We start from the raw sequence: 17,832 nt of genomic DNA, 5'->3' as shown, positions 1-17,832 counted from the left end.
AAACTAAACTAAACCGCTTTTGTACAAACAAGTGAAAAGAAATTTAATATGACCATAGACGAAGCAAAACGAGTGCGTATCGTGGACTTTTTGGCCCAGCTCGGCCACCGTGCGCAGTATATGAAATCAGAGCAATATTGGTATCTTTCGCCTCTCAGGAAAGAGGTGACGCCATCGTTCAAAGTCAATGACCGGCTGAATGAATGGTATGATTTTGGCGAGGCTACCGGAGGCGACCTTGTGGAACTGGGTAAGTACCTTTGCGGAACTAAAAGTGTGAGTGAAGCATTAGCATACATCAAACGGTATGTCAATGGTGTGTCGCTGCCGAGAACCCGGGCGTTGCCCGCAACCTCTCGACCAGTGGAAGCCGACATGAAGAATTTGATTATCGTGCCGCTGCGACACCACGCACTGCTCTCATATCTCCATTCACGTATGATTGATTCGGATATCGGACGAATGTTCTGCAAGGAAGTCCATTACGAACTGCGCCAGAGACGTTACTTTGCACTGGCCTTTGGCAATATATCCGGTGGATACGAGGTACGAAACCCTTATTACAAAGGATGTATCAAGAACAAGGACATTTCCTTGATACCCCAATCGCGTGGTGAGGCACAGAGCCGTGTCTGCCTATTTGAAGGATTCATGGACTTTCTGTCCTATCTAACCCTAAAACAGACGGACGATAGTGCCATTTGCATTAATGCCCCCTGTGACTACCTTGTTATGAACTCGGTCAGTAATCTGAAAAGGACATTGACGTATTTGCAAAAATACACGTATATTCACTGTTACCTTGACAATGACCTTGCCGGACAAAAGACAGTGGAAACCATAGCCGGGATGTATGGCAGATGCGTCTATAACGAATCAAACTGTTATGCCGGTTACAAAGACCTGAACGACTACTTACGTGGGAAGAAACAATGAAAAAACCGCTCCCTAAGCCCTCCTTCATCACGGAGGGCTTTTTTTTATATCCCGACTTTTCCTGTTTTCTTATCCAAAATCATATTTGAATATGATTTTGAAATATGATTTTTAGATTTTGAAAAAATATTATATTGAAACGATACGTTTTATAATCAATAATTTTATCTTTCAAATTATCCATTCTTATTTTGCACACACAACCAAATATAAAAATCATATTATACAAAAATATATGAAATCATATTTTATTTTCACCATTGTCCTGACGGTTGCCTATCTCGTCTATTATGCAGTTATCATCGTGCAGGACCTTTATGGAAAAAAAGGAAATGGCAAGCCGGAAGAAGAGGTATTTGACCTCGGTGCGCCAGAAGATGAACAGAGTGTGTACGTGACGGAGAGCGATACGGGATTCAATGTGGGTAATGAGAAATATGAAACAGATGTTGCCCCTACCGCTTCGCCTGCACCACAGGAGACGGAAACCGCAGACAATAATGGCGAGATAGCCGTGGCGGAGAAGCTAAAACGCCTGAAAGCCCAAGCGGAGGAACAGATGGAAGAAACCGAGACCTACCTGTCGGACGCATACACGGCAGACGAACTGTACAAAGCGATGCTTGCCAAAGGAAAGACGGGCAACCGTCCGGAACTGGTGTGGAAACCTCTCAAAGACCGATTGTAAAATGTCGAAAGCAAAAAAAATATTATGTGCATTGTGCTTTGTCCCTTATGCGGCATTCGCCAAAAGTGGCAGCGTAAACTACAGTTGGGGTGCAGACGCACTGGCAACGATGCACGACTTCGTGGTGACGATGATGCTGTACGTGCTGTACATCTGCTACGCTGTCGCCTCGGTTTTCGTAGTCGTTGCCGCGCTCCAGATCTATATCAAAATGAACACAGGCGAGGACGGCGTGGTGAAGTCTATCGTATCACTTGTCGGTGCGTGCCTCTTCATCATTGGAGCTTCAATCGTGTTCCCTGCTTTCTTCGGCTACCGCATATAGGTGGCTGATAGAAGTGTAAAATAAATTCAAAAACAAGAGTACCACAAAAATGTAATAAATATGTTTCAGAAATTTAAAAGAATGTGCCGAAAGGCAAAGAAAACTATCATGCAAGTTTCCACCAAAGTAAGAATGTTAATCATTGCCCTGTTGGGAGGCATACCTGCTATGGCTCAAAGTACGGCAGGCGATTACTCGGCCGGTACGACAGCTCTATCAACCGTAGCGGAGGAAATTGTGAAATACGTTCCTGTCATGGTCAAACTCTGCTATGCCATTGCTGGTGTCGTGGCCATCATCGGAGCCATTTCGGTGTATATCGCCATGAACAACGAGGAACAGGATGTCAAGAAGAAGATTATGATGGTAGTTGGGGCGTGCCTTTTCTTGATTGCGGCAGCCCAAGCATTACCTCTGTTCTTCGGAATTAACGCATAAACAGTCAAGAAATGATTAATGACGGACGTTATCCGGATTATCCGCTGTTCAAGGGGTTACAACGGCCTTTGGAGCTGATGGGATTACAAGGTCGCTACATCTATTGGGCGGCAGGCGTGGCTGGTGGAGCCATTGTGGGCTTTATCGCCGCCTACTGTCTTATGGGCTTTGTGGCCGGACTGGTCGTATTGGCAACTGTCTTATCTGCGGGAATCGTGCTTATCATCCTCAAACAGCGAAAAGGGCTGCACAGCAAAAATGTAAAACGTGGAGTGTATGTGTATGCCTATTCGCACAAAGTATGACTATAAGAAAAACCATCACGGCAATGTGTGTGGCTGATTGATTGTTGAACGCGGGCGGGTTCGCCTCCAGCCGAGGCAGACCTGCCCCTATTTAATGAACGCATATCGGAATGACCCTATATATCATTTTATTTTTCATCGCCCTATGTACGGGTATGGCCTTGTCAGTCTATACGTTCGGTACGGGCGGCAAGCGCAAGCACATCTTTCAGAATATCTATTTCTCTGTGGAAGATACAGATGGTGTGGGTGTGCTGTACACCAAGACGGGTGAATATTCCGCCGTCTTAAAAATCGAAAATCCGGTACAGAAGTATTCGGCGGACATTGACAGCTATTACGATTTCACGCATCTATTCTCTGCCCTTGCGCAAACACTGGGCGAAGGATATGCCTTACACAAACAGGACATCTTCGTGAGAAAACAGTTCGCGAAGGAGCCGGAGCATAATCAAGAATTTCTTTCGGCATCGTACTTCCGTTATTTTAATGGGCGTCCGTACACGGACAGCCTTTGCTATCTGACTATCACACAGGAAGCCAAGAAGAGCCGTCTTTTCTCTTACGATAGCAAGAAATGGCGCGATTTCCTCGTGAAGATTTATAAGGTTCGAGACCTACTACGCGACAGCGGTGTACAAGTGAAATTCCTGAACAAAGCCGAGGCAAGCGAATATGTGGACCGTTACTTTGCGATGAACTTCAAAGACCGTACGGTCTCGATGACGAATGTCAAGTCTGACGACGAAACGGTATCTATGGGTGATAAACGCTGTAAGGTGTACAGCCTCGTGGACGTGGACTGCGCCGCACTCCCCTCGCTGATACGTCCCTATACCAATATCGAGGTGAATAATACCGAGATGCCAGTGGATCTTGTCTCGGTGGTGGATAATATTCCGAACGCAGAAACGGTGGTGTACAACCAAATTATTTTCCTGCCCAGTCAGAAGCGTGAACTGGCATTACTCGACAAAAAGAAGAACCGGCACGCAAGCATCCCCAATCCGAGTAACCAAATGGCCGTAGAGGACATCAAGCAGGTACAGGACGTAATAGCCCGTGAAAGCAAACTGCTCGTGTACACGCACTTCAACATGGTGGTGGGCGTGCCTGCCGACACCGACCTTCAAAAATGCACGAATCACTTGGAAAACGCTTTTGGGCGCATGGGCATACATATCAGTAAGCGTGCATACAACCAACTGGAACTGTTCGTCAGTTCATTTCCGGGCAACTGTTACAGCCTGAACGAGGAATATGACCGTTTTCTGACCCTCTCCGACGCTGCGGTATGCCTGATGTACAAGGAACGGGTGCAGCATAGTGAGGAAACGCCGATAAAAATTTATTATACTGACCGTCAAGGTGTTCCGGTAGCTATCGACATCACGGGAAAAGAGGGAAAGAACAAGCTGACCGACAACTCGAATTTTTTCTGCCTGGGGCCTTCGGGCAGCGGAAAGAGTTTCCACATGAACTCCGTCGTGCGCCAGTTGCATGAACAGGGGACGGACGTGGTAATGGTCGATACGGGTAACTCATACGAGGGGCTATGCGAGTATTTCGGCGGCAAGTATATCAGCTATACCGAGGAACGGCCCATCACGATGAATCCGTTCCGCATCAATCGGGAAGAGATGAACGTAGAAAAAAAGGGATTCTTGAAAAACCTCGTCTTGCTTATCTGGAAAGGTACGCAGGGAACGGTCACAAAGACGGAAGACCGTCTGATAGAGCACGTCATCACGGAATATTACGACGCCTACTTCAATGGTTTCGAGGGCTTCACACCCCAACAGCGTGAGGACTTGCGTAAGAGCCTCGTTATTGATGACCGCAACAGCAGTGAGAAGCGGCACGAAAGCGAACGGGAACGCGCGGTCCGCATCGAGGGTATCATTGACGAGATAGAGGGCCGACGCAAGGAACTGAAAGTGGAGGAACTGTCATTCAACTCTTTCTATGAATATTCCGTGCAGCGCATCCCGGATATCTGTGAGGAGAACCGTATCACGGGCATCGACCTCTCGACATACCGCTATATGATGAAGGACTTCTATTTGGGCGGCAACCACGAAAAAACGCTGAACGAGAACATGGACAGCTCGCTGTTCGACGAGACGTTCGTGGTCTTCGAAATCGACAGCATAAAAGATGACCCGCTGCTTTTTCCTTTGGTCACGCTGATTATCATGGATGTTTTCTTGCAAAAAATGCGCATCAAGAAGAACCGCAAAGTCCTTGTCATCGAGGAAGCATGGAAAGCCATCGCCAGCCCGCTGATGGCGGAGTACATTAAATTTATGTACAAAACAGCGCGTAAATTCTGGGCCAGTGTGGGCGTGGTGACACAGGAAATACAAGACATCATCGGCAGCGAAATCGTGAAAGAGGCCATCATCAATAACTCGGATGTGGTGATGCTGCTTGACCAGAGCAAATTCAAGGAACGTTTCGACACCATCAAGACGATTCTTGGCCTAACGGACGTGGACTGTAAGAAAATTTTCACCATTAACCGCCTTGAAAACAAGGAAGGACGCAGCTTCTTCCGCGAGGTGTTTATCCGTCGGGGCACGACCAGCGGTGTTTATGGCGTGGAAGAACCACGCGAGTGCTACATGACTTACACGACCGAACGAGCGGAGAAAGAGGCTCTGAAGCTTTACAAGCGCGAGTTACAATGCAGCCACCAAGAGGCTATCGAGGCATATTGCCGCGACTGGAATACCAGCGGTATCGGCAAGGCATTGCCGTTTGCGCAGAAAGTTAATGAAGCGGGATGTGTACTGAACTTAACCACTAAAATAACATCATAATGAAAACGAAAAGGATTTTAATCACCCTGTCACTGGGCTACGGGATAAATATGATGGGGTTTGAAAGCAGCTTGACGCGCGAACAAATCTCTGTCAGCAATCCGGAACTCACTGTTTTGTCCCTCCGGGAGTTTTGTATGCTGTCCAAGGAGAACCTGCTCCGCATGGATGACATGACACCGGACAAAGTAGCCGCCATCGAACGGTTGTTGGCAGAGTATTCCCTTCGGTTGGGTATGTCCGATGTAGAACTGGAAGCGTATTTGAACCGGTATTATGAAGAAAACCCCAAAGAAAAGGAGTTTTACGATATGTGCGACAGGCTATGTAACAGCAAACCTGTCTTCGATGAAAACAGGTTTCGAGAAGAACTATTCAGGGAACTGAACAGTAGTCCGATGAGTGAAAAAAGACTAAGTGACTTGGGATGGCTACGTTATCAGACCGTGCGCGAAACTTATCTAAACCAGCCTTTCTTTTTGAGATGGTTCGGCTCCCAAGAAGCCCGGATCAAAAGGGCCATCAAGGATACTACCATCATACATGATATGTTCTGCCGACTTGTCACGGAGAATTGTATCGAATCTGAACGGTGGTATTTCAATCACAAGGAACCGGAATACATAAAAGAGGTCTGAAACGATGAAACGGCTGTTTATCTTTTGGGTTATCCTATTGCCTGCCCTGACACAGCATGTTCACGCACAATATTACAGCGTGAACTATGACGCTCGTACCGTGGCGGCCATGGCCGCAGCATTCGGCACGGAGGCAGTAGCCGAAAGCTACTACCGCGAGCAGGTGGATGATATTCTGAAACACTATACGGCGGCAGAAGTGGCGGCAGCAGGGATATTTTCTTCCAAATTTTTGGAACACAAGGCTCTGTCCGACCTTGGCATCTGGTGCAGCAGCACGGAAAATTACTACTATCGTCGAATTTACCACATGGTGGCAGAAAAAATCATGCCGAAAATATGGGTGGTGGCGAAGCTGATGCTGCGCTCACCACAAACAGCAATCCACTGGGGCAGCTACCTGATGAAAGTGTGCGACGATACGAAGAGCCTGTGTATGCAGTTCGAAAGTGTGGTGACAAACAGCACGCTGTCGTTCTCGGACATCGCTTTTCTGGAAATTGACCGCGACATTGCCACCTTGCTGAACCTCGCAGAACTGGGCGGTACCGATTGGCAACGGATGTTGGACAACTTTACCAAAGTGCCGGGCAATTTCACGATTGAGAACTTAAAGGGCGACATTGACAACCTTTATAACATGGGCGTAGGGCTGGCAACATCAGGTATGGAGAACCTCGGTGACGCTCTACTGCAAAGTAGTGCGTTCCATGACCTGTTGGGTGGCAAAGTCAATGAAATCGGCAACCTGTATGAACACTACAGTACTCTCTTCGAGCAGGCGGAACATGACATCGGCAGTCTGCTAATCGACATGGTGGGCGGTCAGGATAGCGTGGCCGCATTGTTCAATTTCAGCAATTACGACCTCACATCGTGGATGACCGACTATATGGACAATGCTGTCGGGAACTATTACACGCAACGGTGGTATATCGCACGGCGTGATCAAGGAAGCATTTCTCTATGCGACTACTACCCACCGACAGACGACAACAGCATATTGAACGGGGGTGCATGGACACGCTTTAACACGAGTGATCCGGGATTTTATCCGAACGCTTCGCAACGGGAGCAGGCCCTCGCCAATTCAGAACGGTATGCCGGATGGTCAAGAAGTCGAGTACAACAGCTCAACAATAGCAACGATGGCTACACCTATACTATCAATACCCGACAACAGGCCTATATCATCAGTAAGGGTAACAAACAGACAAAGAAGGCATACGCCTACGAGATACACGTGACACAGAGTTGGAATCGGACGGAGGTGGTCTATGAGGATGTCTTCGACTCCTATTCGATGGATTTGAATACGTTCAAAGCGCAACTCAATGCCCGCCTCTCGGAGTTCAATGACAACGAGGAAGGCTATGTCTATTACATAGCATCCGATGCACGGAACTATTATCAGGCGACGGACGCTGCAAAATTGCAGGGATGCGAAAGCGTGACCATCAGTGTAACCTGTTCAGACGGGGCGACGCTGGGACAAGGCTCGACACAATACAAGTGTCGCAAGTGTGGCGGCTCACTGGACGCCCATTCCAAAGAGTGCGTCATGCAGGCCTCGGTAACGGAGAACGAACTGGATCTTTCAGAACTGGACGCACTGATACGGGAAGCGGACAATCAAGTCGCCGTTCTTCAATCTCAGATTAGTGCCTTGGAAAAGGAAAACGCCGACCTTCTGAAAAAAATTGCCGAGGCGAGCGTGGAAGACGCAGCAGCTTATCGGCAACAATATAACTCCAACCGGACACGTATCGAGGAACTGAAAAGCGAACTTGCCGAGTGGCAACAAAAACAGAAGGAGTACGCAGATGCGAAGCAGGAAGCGGAAGCAGAGAACGATGTGCCGACAGATGATTACTACCGCCTACCGGCTATCATGCAGGATTGCAAGACAGCCTATAGCCTCACTTGGCAGGACGGAGGTACATGGAGCGGCTATACGTTCGTCCGTAAGGCGACGATGCCGAACATCAATGGTATCATTACGTTCCGTGCGACTATTTCTATCGCACGGAAGCCGAAATACTTTCTGGGTATCAAGATTCACCGTGCCATTATCCAAATCAGTTGGGAATTGACTTCGGCATACACAGACACGCACGTTGCCGATGTACTGACACTCGATCCGAACCTGCCGAACGAGGAAAAGACTAAAATCGTGAATAATCGCATATCGGAAATCGCACGGGAATATCCCAACTGTAAAATCACTACCGAGTATGCCCGTACAGAACCTATGGAAGAAGTACCGAACAGCGACGTGTACCACCTGCTTTGGTCAAGTGACCGCCTCGAAATCGCACGAGAAGTGGATTCACGTATCACGAAAATATACGCCGACCTCGTATCCTTGGAGAAGATGATGCACTACAAGCGGAACATCATCGACGTACTGAAGGATGTGCTACCGGGACTCGATACGGACGAGGGTCGTAGGCTGACACTCGTGGAAGAGTGCCATGACCGCTGGGTAGAAAACGCACGGACATCCCGAAGTGGCAGAAAGGAGGTACGGCCATGAAACGCACTATACTGATAGCCATTACGTTGCTTGCGCTACTACCCGATGTCGCCAAGGGCCAATGGACATTCGATATCGTGTCGGTGGAAGCGTACATAAATGACCACAAAAAACAACGCAGCCTGTTGCTGGCCCGAAGCACGCTGGAATACAGCAACCAACTGCTGCATGAGTACAGCCGTGAGGAGACGGGCAAATACAAGGAAGTAAATATCGACCTTGACCGCTATACCCGTGCCTTTGATGTCATCGACGTGATGTACCAATCCCTGCGGACGGTGCTGAACGTGAAGGATACCTACAGCTCGGTAAGTGACCGTATCGGTGACTATAAGACCATGCTGGAGGCTTTCCATGAGAAAATCCTGAAACATGGGAACATCGAGCCGTCAGACGCACTGATACTGACTATCAATGAAAAAGCAATACGGGACATCGCCAACGAGGGCGAACACCTCTATAAGTCGGTGAGCGACCTCGTACTGTATGCCACGGGCGCAGCGGCCTGCTCGACCAGCGACCTGCTTATGGTACTGGAGTCCGTGAACAAGTCGCTGGACAGCATTGAGCAACACTTGAACCGGGCATACATCGAGACATGGAGATACATACAGGTACGTATCGGCTACTGGAAATCGAAGATTTACCGGGAACGTACCAAACGGGAAATTATTGACGGTGCTTTCGGACGATGGCGCAATGCGGGGCGACTGGATTATTGACGGTAAAAGAGGAAGGAGGTAAATAATGCCACAAGTTAGATTATGACTTCTATGTACCAAAATTGATAAGGAATATCTTAAAACGCAGGAAAAGCGTTTCGTCCTGAATGTTCGGAGAAGTACAAACAGAGAAAGAAACTTTAAGTACAAACAAGTCTATCTGGCCTATAACCAAGAGGCAAATGGACATTAATAAAAGATGTAATGAAAAAGATCGTTTTTGAAAAAGACATTACGCTATATAAAGCCGATTGCCTTGAAGTAATGCCTCTTCTCCCAGAATCAAGTATTGATTTAGTTCTATGCGACCCACCTTTTGGAATTACAGCCTCGCAATGGGATAAGATAATACCATTCTCGAAAATGTGGGAGGAGATTAGAAGAGTGAGAAAGGATAATGCGCCTACGGCTTTATTTGGCAGCGAACCGTTCAGCAGCCTTTTACGCTGTGGCAATTTAGCCGAATTTAAATATGACTGGGTATGGGAAAAGTCAAAAGCAAGCAATTTCCTTCTTGCTAAAAAGCAACCTCTAAAAGCGCATGAGCTAATCAGTATCTTTTGTAACGGCAGAACTCCTTATTATCCAATCATGGAGGAAGGTGAGCCTTATGAGAATCGTACAAAGAGAGGAAGTAACTGGACAGGAGTAAACAAGGTACCAAATCCTACATTCAGAAATGAAAACAAAGGAACGAGATACCCACGAAGTGTGAAATATTTTAAAACTGCGGAATCAGAGGGCAAAACGATTCATGTTAATCAAAAACCAGTCGCATTGTTGAAATATCTGATAAAAACATACACGAAAGAGGGTGACACAGTCCTTGATTTTGCCTCTGGAAGCATGAGCACTGCAATCGCCTGTATTCATACGAATAGAAAATGTATTTGTATTGAAAAGGATGATATGCACTTCTTGCGGGGAGAGGAAAGGATTAGAAATGAATATAATATAAAAAGAAATGTGGAATAATCCTGGTGATTAACTGATTGAAACACATTGAGTATTAAAAGATTAATAACAAATAACCGAAAGTAAATATGGACAGAATACTCTTACTCGTGACGGTTACAATAATTGCAACCACGGCGGCAAAGGCACAATCCGTGACCTATAACCACGATTCGCCGAAACAAAACCAAGTAACAGTAATGGAAACCGGTACGGGAGCACTCTCGCCCGACCTCTACTATTCCATACTGCACAACAAGTATAAGAAGTCGGCAGCAGTCAAGAACAAACTGTCATTCCGCACACTGGCGGGCGTCAACCTATACAACCAAACGGACGAAGCTGAAGCCATCGACTCGGCATTGGTGAGCCGGGCAAAGATAGAAGCCTTGAACGTGGCTGACCGTCAAGCGGACATCGCATGGGTCGCTGAAGGCGATAAGGTCAACGGACAGATGGTACGGTTCAAACGAAACATAGACCGCATCTTGCCTGTCGGGGGGACACCGGAGGATAAAGACAGATGGACGGAATATTACCATATCTACCAGTGCGCCATTGATGCAACGAAAGATGCCTATATGCCCAACGCACAGCGGAAGAAAGAGTATCTGCGCATCTACGAGGATATAACTCGACAGAACGAAATCCTTGTCGGCTACCTTGCCAAACGGCAGAATACTACGATAACAAGTACGCTACTGAATGCTACCACTGACCGTACTCTGGATAAGGAGAGTATTGTCCGCGATGCGGTGAACCGATGGCACGAATCGCGCTTTGCCGTGCGCGGCCCGCAATCAGGCAATAACACGGGTGGCAACGGCGACGGAGATGAAACAGTAAACAAAGGGAACTGAAAAAACAAAAACGTATGGCAGACGGAAATATACTCTCGGATTTCGGTATTAATATCCTTGAAGAAGAAATTGACGATGTGATTTTTCAAACGAACGAGTTCCTGACTGATGCGACTTTTACCGGCTCGCAGGGACCGTTCTGGTGGATACTACAAATGTGCATGGCACTGGCTGCCCTGTTCGCTATTGTGATGGCAGCGGGAATGGCGTACAAGATGATGGTGAAACATGAGCCACTGGATGTGCTGAAGCTGTTCCGTCCTTTGGCTGTTTCAATCATCCTCTGTTGGTGGTATCCGCCAGCAGACACGGGTATGGCTGGCAGTGGGAGCAGTTGGTGTTTCCTTGACTTCCTGTCTTACATCCCGAACTGCATCGGCTCGTACACGCATGACCTGTACGAGGCAGAAGCCACCCAAATAGCGGACAAATTCGAGGAAGTGCAGCAACTTATCCATGTACGTGACACGATGTACCAAAGCTTGCAAGCACAGGCAGATGTCGCTCACACGGGTACCTCCGACCCGAACCTGGTAGAAGCGACCATGGAACAAACCGGAGTGGACGAAGTGACGAAGATGGAGAAAGACGCAGCCGAACTGTGGTTTACCTCACTGACGGCAGGAGTCATCGTAGGTATCGACAAAATCATCATGCTTATCGCTCTGATTGTGTATCGTATCGGATGGTGGGCAACCATCTATTGCCAGCAAATCCTACTGGGCATGTTAACAATATTCGGACCTATACAATGGGCGTTCTCGCTGTTGCCCAAATGGGAAGGTGCATGGGCGAAGTGGCTTATAAGGTATCTGACAGTACATTTCTATGGTGCAATGCTCTACTTCGTCGGCTTCTATGTGCTACTGTTATTCGACATTGTACTGTGCATACAGGTAGAAAACCTGACGGCAATCACAGCAAGCGAACAGACAATGGCGGCCTACTTGCAAAACAGCTTCTTCTCCGCCGGCTACTTGATGGCGGCAAGTATCGTGGCACTGAAATGCCTAAACCTCGTGCCGGACTTGGCAGCATGGATGATACCTGAAGGCGACACGGCCTTCTCTACACGGAACTTTGGAGAAGGTGTGGCGCAGCAGGCCAAAATGACGGCTACGGGCGGTATCGGCTCGATGATGAGATAATGATAAACCTAATATTAAATATCCAAAAGATGAATGTACAACAGAAAATTGAGAAATGGTGCAGGAACGAGCGTTTCGTGCACTATGCAAATGAACGCATAAGCGAAGAACTCGTTTATGCACCTAACCACCGAATTGATCCGGAATATGAAGAACTGGACGAAGCCATTACATGGGACAACCGATATATTGTCCCTATGATGACTTACCTTACCTATCGTCTGCAACTGGTCAAATTGCAGAAAAATGCCAAGAATCGAAACCGCCGTGTCTGGTGGATATTCGTGCATGTAATCATGCGGGAAGATTACACACAGCTTTTTGACGGGAAGTTCGAAAAATTTCTGACGGAGTTGCATGATACAGTCATGACAATGTTACATGACGAATACACACGATTGTCTAACAAGAAAAAATAAAGGTATATGGTCATCAAACATTTGGAGAATAAAATCCGACTGGTGGGCATCATCTGCACTGCTTTTCTTGCAGGGTGTATCATCATCAGCGTATCAAGTATCTGGACTGCCCGGACAATGGTGACGGACGCGCAGAAAAAGGTGTATGTGCTGGACGGAAATGTACCTATACTCGTAACCCGCACGACGATGGACGAAACACTGGACGTGGAGGCCAAGAGCCACGTAGAAATGTTCCACCATTACTTTTTTACTCTCGCACCGGACGACAAATACATCCGCTATACGATGGAAAAAGCGATGTACCTGGTCGATGAGACGGGACTGGCACAGTACAATACCCTCAAGGAAAAGGGATTTTACTCCAATATATTGGGTACGAGCGCGGTGTTCTCGATATTCTGTGACAGTATCTCCTTTGACAAAAAGAATATGGAGTTCACCTACTATGGTCGGCAGCGAATCGAGCGCCGGAGTAATATCCTGATGCGCGAACTGGTTACGGCAGGGCAACTTAAACGTGTGCCGAGAACGGACAATAATCCGCATGGACTGCTCATAGTAAACTGGCGCACATTGCTGAACAAAGATATCGAGCAAAAAACAAAGAGTAACTATTAAATCACCAAAGATATGAATATCAAAGGATTCAAACGGATGTTGTTCGGCGAGAAGATGCCGGACAAAGATGACCCGCAGTACAAGGAACGCTACGAGCGAGAGGTGCAGGCCGGGCATAAATTCGCCAAGGCGACACGCATCGACCAAGCGGCGGCCAAGGTGCAGGGCTTTGCCAACGCACACCGGACGCTGTTTCTGGTCATCGTCTTTACATTCGTCATCGGAGCTTTCGTATGGAACGCCTACCGCTTGGTAACTGTGTACAGACACAGTCCGGTAAGTCGCACGGCGACGGAAAAGCAGGATTCAGTGCTTCGGGAACGGCACAAGCTGTTGCAGGAAGTCGAAATAAGGGAACATAAAAACAGAGGGGACAAACCATAGTAAAAAGAGTACTTATGAATACACGGCTTGAAAAATCAGTCCGTTCGTCAGACGAATGGTACACGCCAAAGGAGATACTGGACGCATTGGGCAAATTCGACCTTGACCCTTGCGCTCCCATCCATCCGTTGTGGCCGACTGCCGAGGTCATGTATGACCAGAACATAGATGGGTTGTCCCAGATATGGGAAGGGCGTGTGTGGCTCAATCCTCCCTATTCGCGTCCTCTTATCGAGCTATTCGTCCGGAAATTGGCAGAACATGGCAACGGCATTGCATTATTATTCAACCGTTGCGATTCCAAAATGTTTCAGGACGTCATCTTTCCAAAAGCGACGGGAATGAAATTCCTACGCCACCGCATCCGATTCTACCGACCAGGCGGAGCACGAGGTGACTCTCCCAGTCGCGGTAGCATCCTATTAGCTTTCGGAGAAGACAACGCAGAGATACTGAGAAATTGTGCCATTGAAGGCAAATATGTACAACTCAATTAAAAGATGTATAATGAAGATATTGGAGAAAATCAATTTTCGCCAGCCGAAATATATGCTTCCCGCCATCCTTTATTTCCCCCTGCTCGGCACGTCTTATTTCATCTTCGACCTGTTTCAGACAGAAACGATAGAAATACAAGACAAGGCGTTGCAGACGACGGAGTTCCTAAACCCCGAATTGCCGGGGGCACAGATCAAGGACGATGGCATAGGCAGCAAATACGAGAATATGGCGAAATCATGGGGTAAGATACAAGACTACTCCGCTGTAGATAACATAGACCGGGAAGAACCCGATAAAAACAAGGAAGAGTATGAATCGAAATACACGCAGGACGACATCGACCTGCTCACGGAAGAACAACAGGAAAAAGCTGCGGCAGCGGAAATTGCCTCTGCCAAGACACGAGAACAGGAAGCACTTGCCGAACTGGAGAAAGCACTCGCAGAGGCGAGACTGAGAGGGCAAAACGCGACTGTACCCCCGGCAGAAACGGACACGGCCAACATTGCTCCACCACAAGGAGCAGCAGCCTCCGGAACCATCAACGAAGAGAGCCGGGCTGTGAAAACGCCATCAGCGGACGAACCGCCCAGCGAGGTGGTACGCAAGGTGAAGACAACCTCGGACTACTTTAACACACTGTCGAAGAATGTCCGTGAACCGAAACTCATCCAAGCCATCATTGACGAGAACATCAAAGCGGTGGACGGCTCGCGCGTGAGGTTGCGCCTGCTTGACGATGTGGAGATTGGCGAGTGTGTGATAGCAAGGGGAACATACCTGTACGCTACGGTAAGCGGATTCTCATCCGGGCGCGTGAAAGGTAATATCAGCAGCATCCTCGTGAATGACGAATTGATGAAAGTGAGTCTCTCACTCTATGATACAGATGGCATGGAGGGGCTGTATGTGCCCAACAGCCAATTCCGGGAAACGAGCAAGGATGTAGCAAGCGGGGCAATGTCGGGCAATATGAACATGAGTATGGGAAGTACAACAGGAAACAGCCTTGCACAATGGGGGATGCAGGCGGTGAACAATGCCTACCAGAAAACAAGCAATGCCATTAGCAAAGCTATCAAGAAAAACAAAGTCAAGTTGAAATACGGAACTTTCGTGTATTTAGTGAACGGACAGGAAAAAAGGAATTAAAACGATGATGACATGGAAACAGATTTATCAGAATATCACAAAGGTACGGATGGGCTTTATTATGCGGACTATATAGCCCCAAATAAAGCCGAAACATTTATCGGAAAACTTGTGAGTACCGAATGGTGGCATCACAGAGGGCAGTTTGCCCTAATATGCAACTTCCGAACAGAAGACAGACGGAGGATTGCCTTATTCGCTTTTCAAAAACATACCGGTTTTTACGGACCAAGATACGGGAATGTTAATTTCAAAACAGTGGAGAAGGGCACTCTTTGGCAATGTGAAATCCAAATGACCCGGACGAGACGTTGTACTTGGGCGCGTGCCAGGCAGATAAAGAAATGAAGCGAAATAGGGAAAAGAAATCAATATAAATATTTTTAATCATGTGCCTATGAAATCTTCAAACTACTTAAAAAAAATATACGGGAATCCGACAGATGAAAAATATACACCGGGATATGGTGTATTACCCATTATCAAATATATACCTGAAGGCAAGATAGTCTGGTGTCCTTTCGATACGAAGCACAGTGAGTTTGTGCAGAAATTCAAGGATGCCGGTTTCCATGTCGTGTATTCCCATATCTATAACGGACAGGATTTTTTCAACTATGAACCGTCCCAATGGGATATACTCGTATCCAATCCTCCTTTCAGCCGGAAAGTGGAAGTCTTCGAACGCTGTCTGAAACTCGGAAAACCATTCGCCTTGCTGATGTCCAACTATTGGCTGAACAACGTAACACCCTGCCGACTTTTCCAGAATACTGATCTGGAATTACTCATGTTCGATAAACGTATTCAGTTCGGAAAAGGGAAAAACGTACCGTTCAACAGCAGCTATTTCTGCCATAAAATACTTCCGAAACAAATCATATTCGAACAGATAGATGTTACGGACAAATCTCCAAGTTGTATGCAGGATGACATCCCAGATAAGGCAAATATCAATCCGCAAGAGAATAAAGCAATCATGAATTTTCAATTATAACTCTGTATTTCAATGAAAAGGAATTTATTTGGCATTATGCTTCTATCAGGTATTTCCATTTTACCGAAAGCTAACGCACAAACTACCTACGAAGAAATGGAACAACTGACGGTGAACGAACAGATAACAACTGTCATCACGGCATCGGAACCGGTGCGTTTCGTGGATATTTCCACTGACAAGGTGGCGGGCGATCAGCCCATTGACAACATCATTCGCCTAAAGCCCAAGGAAAGCGGACACGAGGATGGTGAAATACTCGCCATCGTCACCATTGTGACGGAACGATACCGCACACAATACGCACTGATTTATACCACAAGGATGAAAGAGGCAGTAACGGATAAGGAGATATTGCTGCAAGAGCGTAATGCGTACAACAATCCGGCAGTCTCAATGTCCGCTGCCGACATGACACATCATGCACGGCGCATCTGGAACTCACCTGCAAAAATCCGCAACGTAGCTACCAAAGCACACCGCATGGTGATGCGTCTGAACAATATCTACTCGGTGGGTGACTACTTCTTCATAGACTTTTCCATCGAGAACAAGACGAACATTCGTTTTGACATTGATGAGATACGGATAAAGCTGACAGACAAGAAACTCGCCAAGGCAACCAACGCACAGACTATCGAACTGACACCTGCCCTGGTTCTGGAATCGGGCAAGACATTCAGACACGGCTATCGGAATGTGATTGTCGTGAAAAAGATGACCTTTCCCAATGACAAGCTACTGACCATCGAAATGACGGAGAAACAGATTAGTGGCCGTAACATCAGTCTGAACATCGACTATGAGGATATACTGGCGGCAGATTCGTTCCATGCAGATTTATTGGAGGAGGAATGACTATGAAAAAGACAATCATCGTGATAATTACCTGCGTGTGTATCGCTGCAAGTGCAAATGCACAACAAGGTAGCGGACGCCTCTCGCTTGGCACAGGGCTACTCTACAAGAACGGCATGGATATAACGCTCGCCTACGAACACGAAATGAACTATCGCCATACGTGGGAGTTCTTCGTCAACGGCTATCTACAATGGGCAGAGTGCGCTTCGTGCGGGCATATCTGCCCGGAATCATTTTGGCGAAACTACCGCAGCTACGGTTTTGGCGTGGCCTACAAGCCGTGCATGACGCGGGGACGCAACCACTATGGCAGTCTGCGTATCGGAGCTTCAGCCGGAAGCGACATGAATAAGTTCCTCGGTGGCCTGCACTTCGGTTACGAACACAACTATGTGCTACGGGCCGGATGGACACTGTATTGGCAAGTGAAAAGCGATGTGATGATAAAAGGTGCGGACGTGCTGCGAGCAGGTGTCGTGCTGGGTGTGAAACTACCTATAAAATAGGGAAACAAAAAAGAAAGCA

The 17,832-nt window shown here is 47.4% G+C and carries 21 protein-coding genes; all 21 read left to right on the top strand.

Features of this window, described 5'->3' with window-relative positions:
* Positions 1-48 precede the first annotated feature (48 nt).
* The 21 genes from K6V21_RS17085 to K6V21_RS16985 all read left to right on the top strand — a co-directional run bounded on the left by K6V21_RS17085 (position 49) and on the right by K6V21_RS16985 (position 17,813).
* Entirely contained in the window at positions 49-936 is an 888-nt protein-coding gene (locus K6V21_RS17085) for a toprim domain-containing protein (protein ID WP_007901068.1), read from the top strand.
* A 235-nt stretch (positions 937-1,171) separates the two neighbouring features.
* Positions 1,172-1,624: a hypothetical protein gene (locus K6V21_RS17080; protein WP_032497462.1), complete on the top strand. Its 453-nt coding sequence runs from the start codon at positions 1,172-1,174 to the stop codon at positions 1,622-1,624.
* Between the two features lies 1 nt (position 1,625).
* Positions 1,626-1,949, top strand: a complete 324-nt coding sequence (locus K6V21_RS17075) for a DUF4134 domain-containing protein (protein ID WP_004310187.1) — start codon at positions 1,626-1,628, stop codon at positions 1,947-1,949.
* Positions 1,950-2,009: 60 nt separating this feature from the next.
* Complete coding sequence (locus K6V21_RS17070; RefSeq protein WP_004322059.1) at positions 2,010-2,387, top strand: DUF4134 domain-containing protein; 378 nt, start codon at positions 2,010-2,012, stop codon at positions 2,385-2,387.
* Positions 2,388-2,398: 11 nt separating this feature from the next.
* Complete coding sequence (locus K6V21_RS17065) at positions 2,399-2,692, top strand: hypothetical protein (protein WP_004310185.1); 294 nt, start codon at positions 2,399-2,401, stop codon at positions 2,690-2,692.
* Positions 2,693-2,802: 110 nt separating this feature from the next.
* Positions 2,803-5,514, top strand: a complete 2,712-nt coding sequence (locus tag K6V21_RS17060; protein WP_151927947.1) for a helicase HerA domain-containing protein — start codon at positions 2,803-2,805, stop codon at positions 5,512-5,514.
* Positions 5,514-6,152: a hypothetical protein gene (locus K6V21_RS17055; protein WP_004322062.1), complete on the top strand. Its 639-nt coding sequence runs from the start codon at positions 5,514-5,516 to the stop codon at positions 6,150-6,152. The genes K6V21_RS17060 and K6V21_RS17055 overlap by 1 nt, the downstream gene beginning before the upstream one ends.
* 4 nt (positions 6,153-6,156) lie before the next feature.
* Positions 6,157-8,688: a hypothetical protein gene (locus tag K6V21_RS17050; RefSeq protein WP_151927948.1), complete on the top strand. Its 2,532-nt coding sequence runs from the start codon at positions 6,157-6,159 to the stop codon at positions 8,686-8,688.
* The gene (locus K6V21_RS17045; protein WP_004322064.1) at positions 8,685-9,410 is read left to right on the top strand and encodes a hypothetical protein; all 726 of its coding nucleotides are present in this window, start codon (positions 8,685-8,687) and stop codon (positions 9,408-9,410) included. The genes K6V21_RS17050 and K6V21_RS17045 overlap by 4 nt, the downstream gene beginning before the upstream one ends.
* A gap of 204 nt (positions 9,411-9,614) precedes the next feature.
* Positions 9,615-10,385: a DNA-methyltransferase gene (locus K6V21_RS17040; RefSeq protein WP_004310179.1), complete on the top strand. Its 771-nt coding sequence runs from the start codon at positions 9,615-9,617 to the stop codon at positions 10,383-10,385.
* A gap of 68 nt (positions 10,386-10,453) precedes the next feature.
* Positions 10,454-11,224, top strand: a complete 771-nt coding sequence (locus tag K6V21_RS17035) for a DUF5045 domain-containing protein (RefSeq protein WP_151927949.1) — start codon at positions 10,454-10,456, stop codon at positions 11,222-11,224.
* Between the two features lie 14 nt (positions 11,225-11,238).
* Positions 11,239-12,372, top strand: a complete 1,134-nt coding sequence (locus tag K6V21_RS17030) for a hypothetical protein (RefSeq protein WP_004310177.1) — start codon at positions 11,239-11,241, stop codon at positions 12,370-12,372.
* A gap of 29 nt (positions 12,373-12,401) precedes the next feature.
* Entirely contained in the window at positions 12,402-12,791 is a 390-nt protein-coding gene (locus K6V21_RS17025) for a hypothetical protein (RefSeq protein ID WP_004310176.1), read from the top strand.
* Between the two features lie 6 nt (positions 12,792-12,797).
* Positions 12,798-13,412 carry a conjugative transposon protein TraK gene (gene traK, locus K6V21_RS17020; protein ID WP_004310175.1) on the top strand — a complete coding sequence of 205 codons (615 nt, stop codon included), beginning with the start codon at positions 12,798-12,800 and terminating at the stop codon, positions 13,410-13,412.
* A 12-nt stretch (positions 13,413-13,424) separates the two neighbouring features.
* On the top strand, positions 13,425-13,796 hold the full coding sequence (locus tag K6V21_RS17015; RefSeq protein ID WP_004310174.1) for a hypothetical protein: 372 nt from the start codon (positions 13,425-13,427) through the stop codon (positions 13,794-13,796).
* Positions 13,797-13,810: 14 nt separating this feature from the next.
* Entirely contained in the window at positions 13,811-14,293 is a 483-nt protein-coding gene (locus K6V21_RS17010) for a DNA N-6-adenine-methyltransferase (RefSeq protein ID WP_004310173.1), read from the top strand.
* 10 nt (positions 14,294-14,303) lie between these two features.
* The gene (gene traM, locus K6V21_RS17005) at positions 14,304-15,449 is read left to right on the top strand and encodes a conjugative transposon protein TraM (protein WP_224319327.1); all 1,146 of its coding nucleotides are present in this window, start codon (positions 14,304-14,306) and stop codon (positions 15,447-15,449) included.
* A 12-nt stretch (positions 15,450-15,461) separates the two neighbouring features.
* Positions 15,462-15,797 carry a hypothetical protein gene (locus K6V21_RS17000; protein ID WP_004314541.1) on the top strand — a complete coding sequence of 112 codons (336 nt, stop codon included), beginning with the start codon at positions 15,462-15,464 and terminating at the stop codon, positions 15,795-15,797.
* 49 nt (positions 15,798-15,846) lie between these two features.
* Positions 15,847-16,446, top strand: a complete 600-nt coding sequence (locus tag K6V21_RS16995; protein WP_004310171.1) for a hypothetical protein — start codon at positions 15,847-15,849, stop codon at positions 16,444-16,446.
* Between the two features lie 12 nt (positions 16,447-16,458).
* The gene (gene traN, locus K6V21_RS16990; protein ID WP_004310170.1) at positions 16,459-17,304 is read left to right on the top strand and encodes a conjugative transposon protein TraN; all 846 of its coding nucleotides are present in this window, start codon (positions 16,459-16,461) and stop codon (positions 17,302-17,304) included.
* On the top strand, positions 17,301-17,813 hold the full coding sequence (locus tag K6V21_RS16985) for a hypothetical protein (RefSeq protein WP_004310169.1): 513 nt from the start codon (positions 17,301-17,303) through the stop codon (positions 17,811-17,813). The genes traN and K6V21_RS16985 overlap by 4 nt, the downstream gene beginning before the upstream one ends.
* The last annotated feature ends 19 nt before the right edge of the window (positions 17,814-17,832 follow it).

Origin of the sequence: Bacteroides cellulosilyticus (genome assembly GCF_020091405.1) — a bacterium.
Taxonomy (GTDB): Bacteria; Bacteroidota; Bacteroidia; order Bacteroidales; family Bacteroidaceae; genus Bacteroides.
Note: the sequence above shows the minus strand (reverse complement) of the source record. Positions and strands in the feature narration are given on the sequence as shown.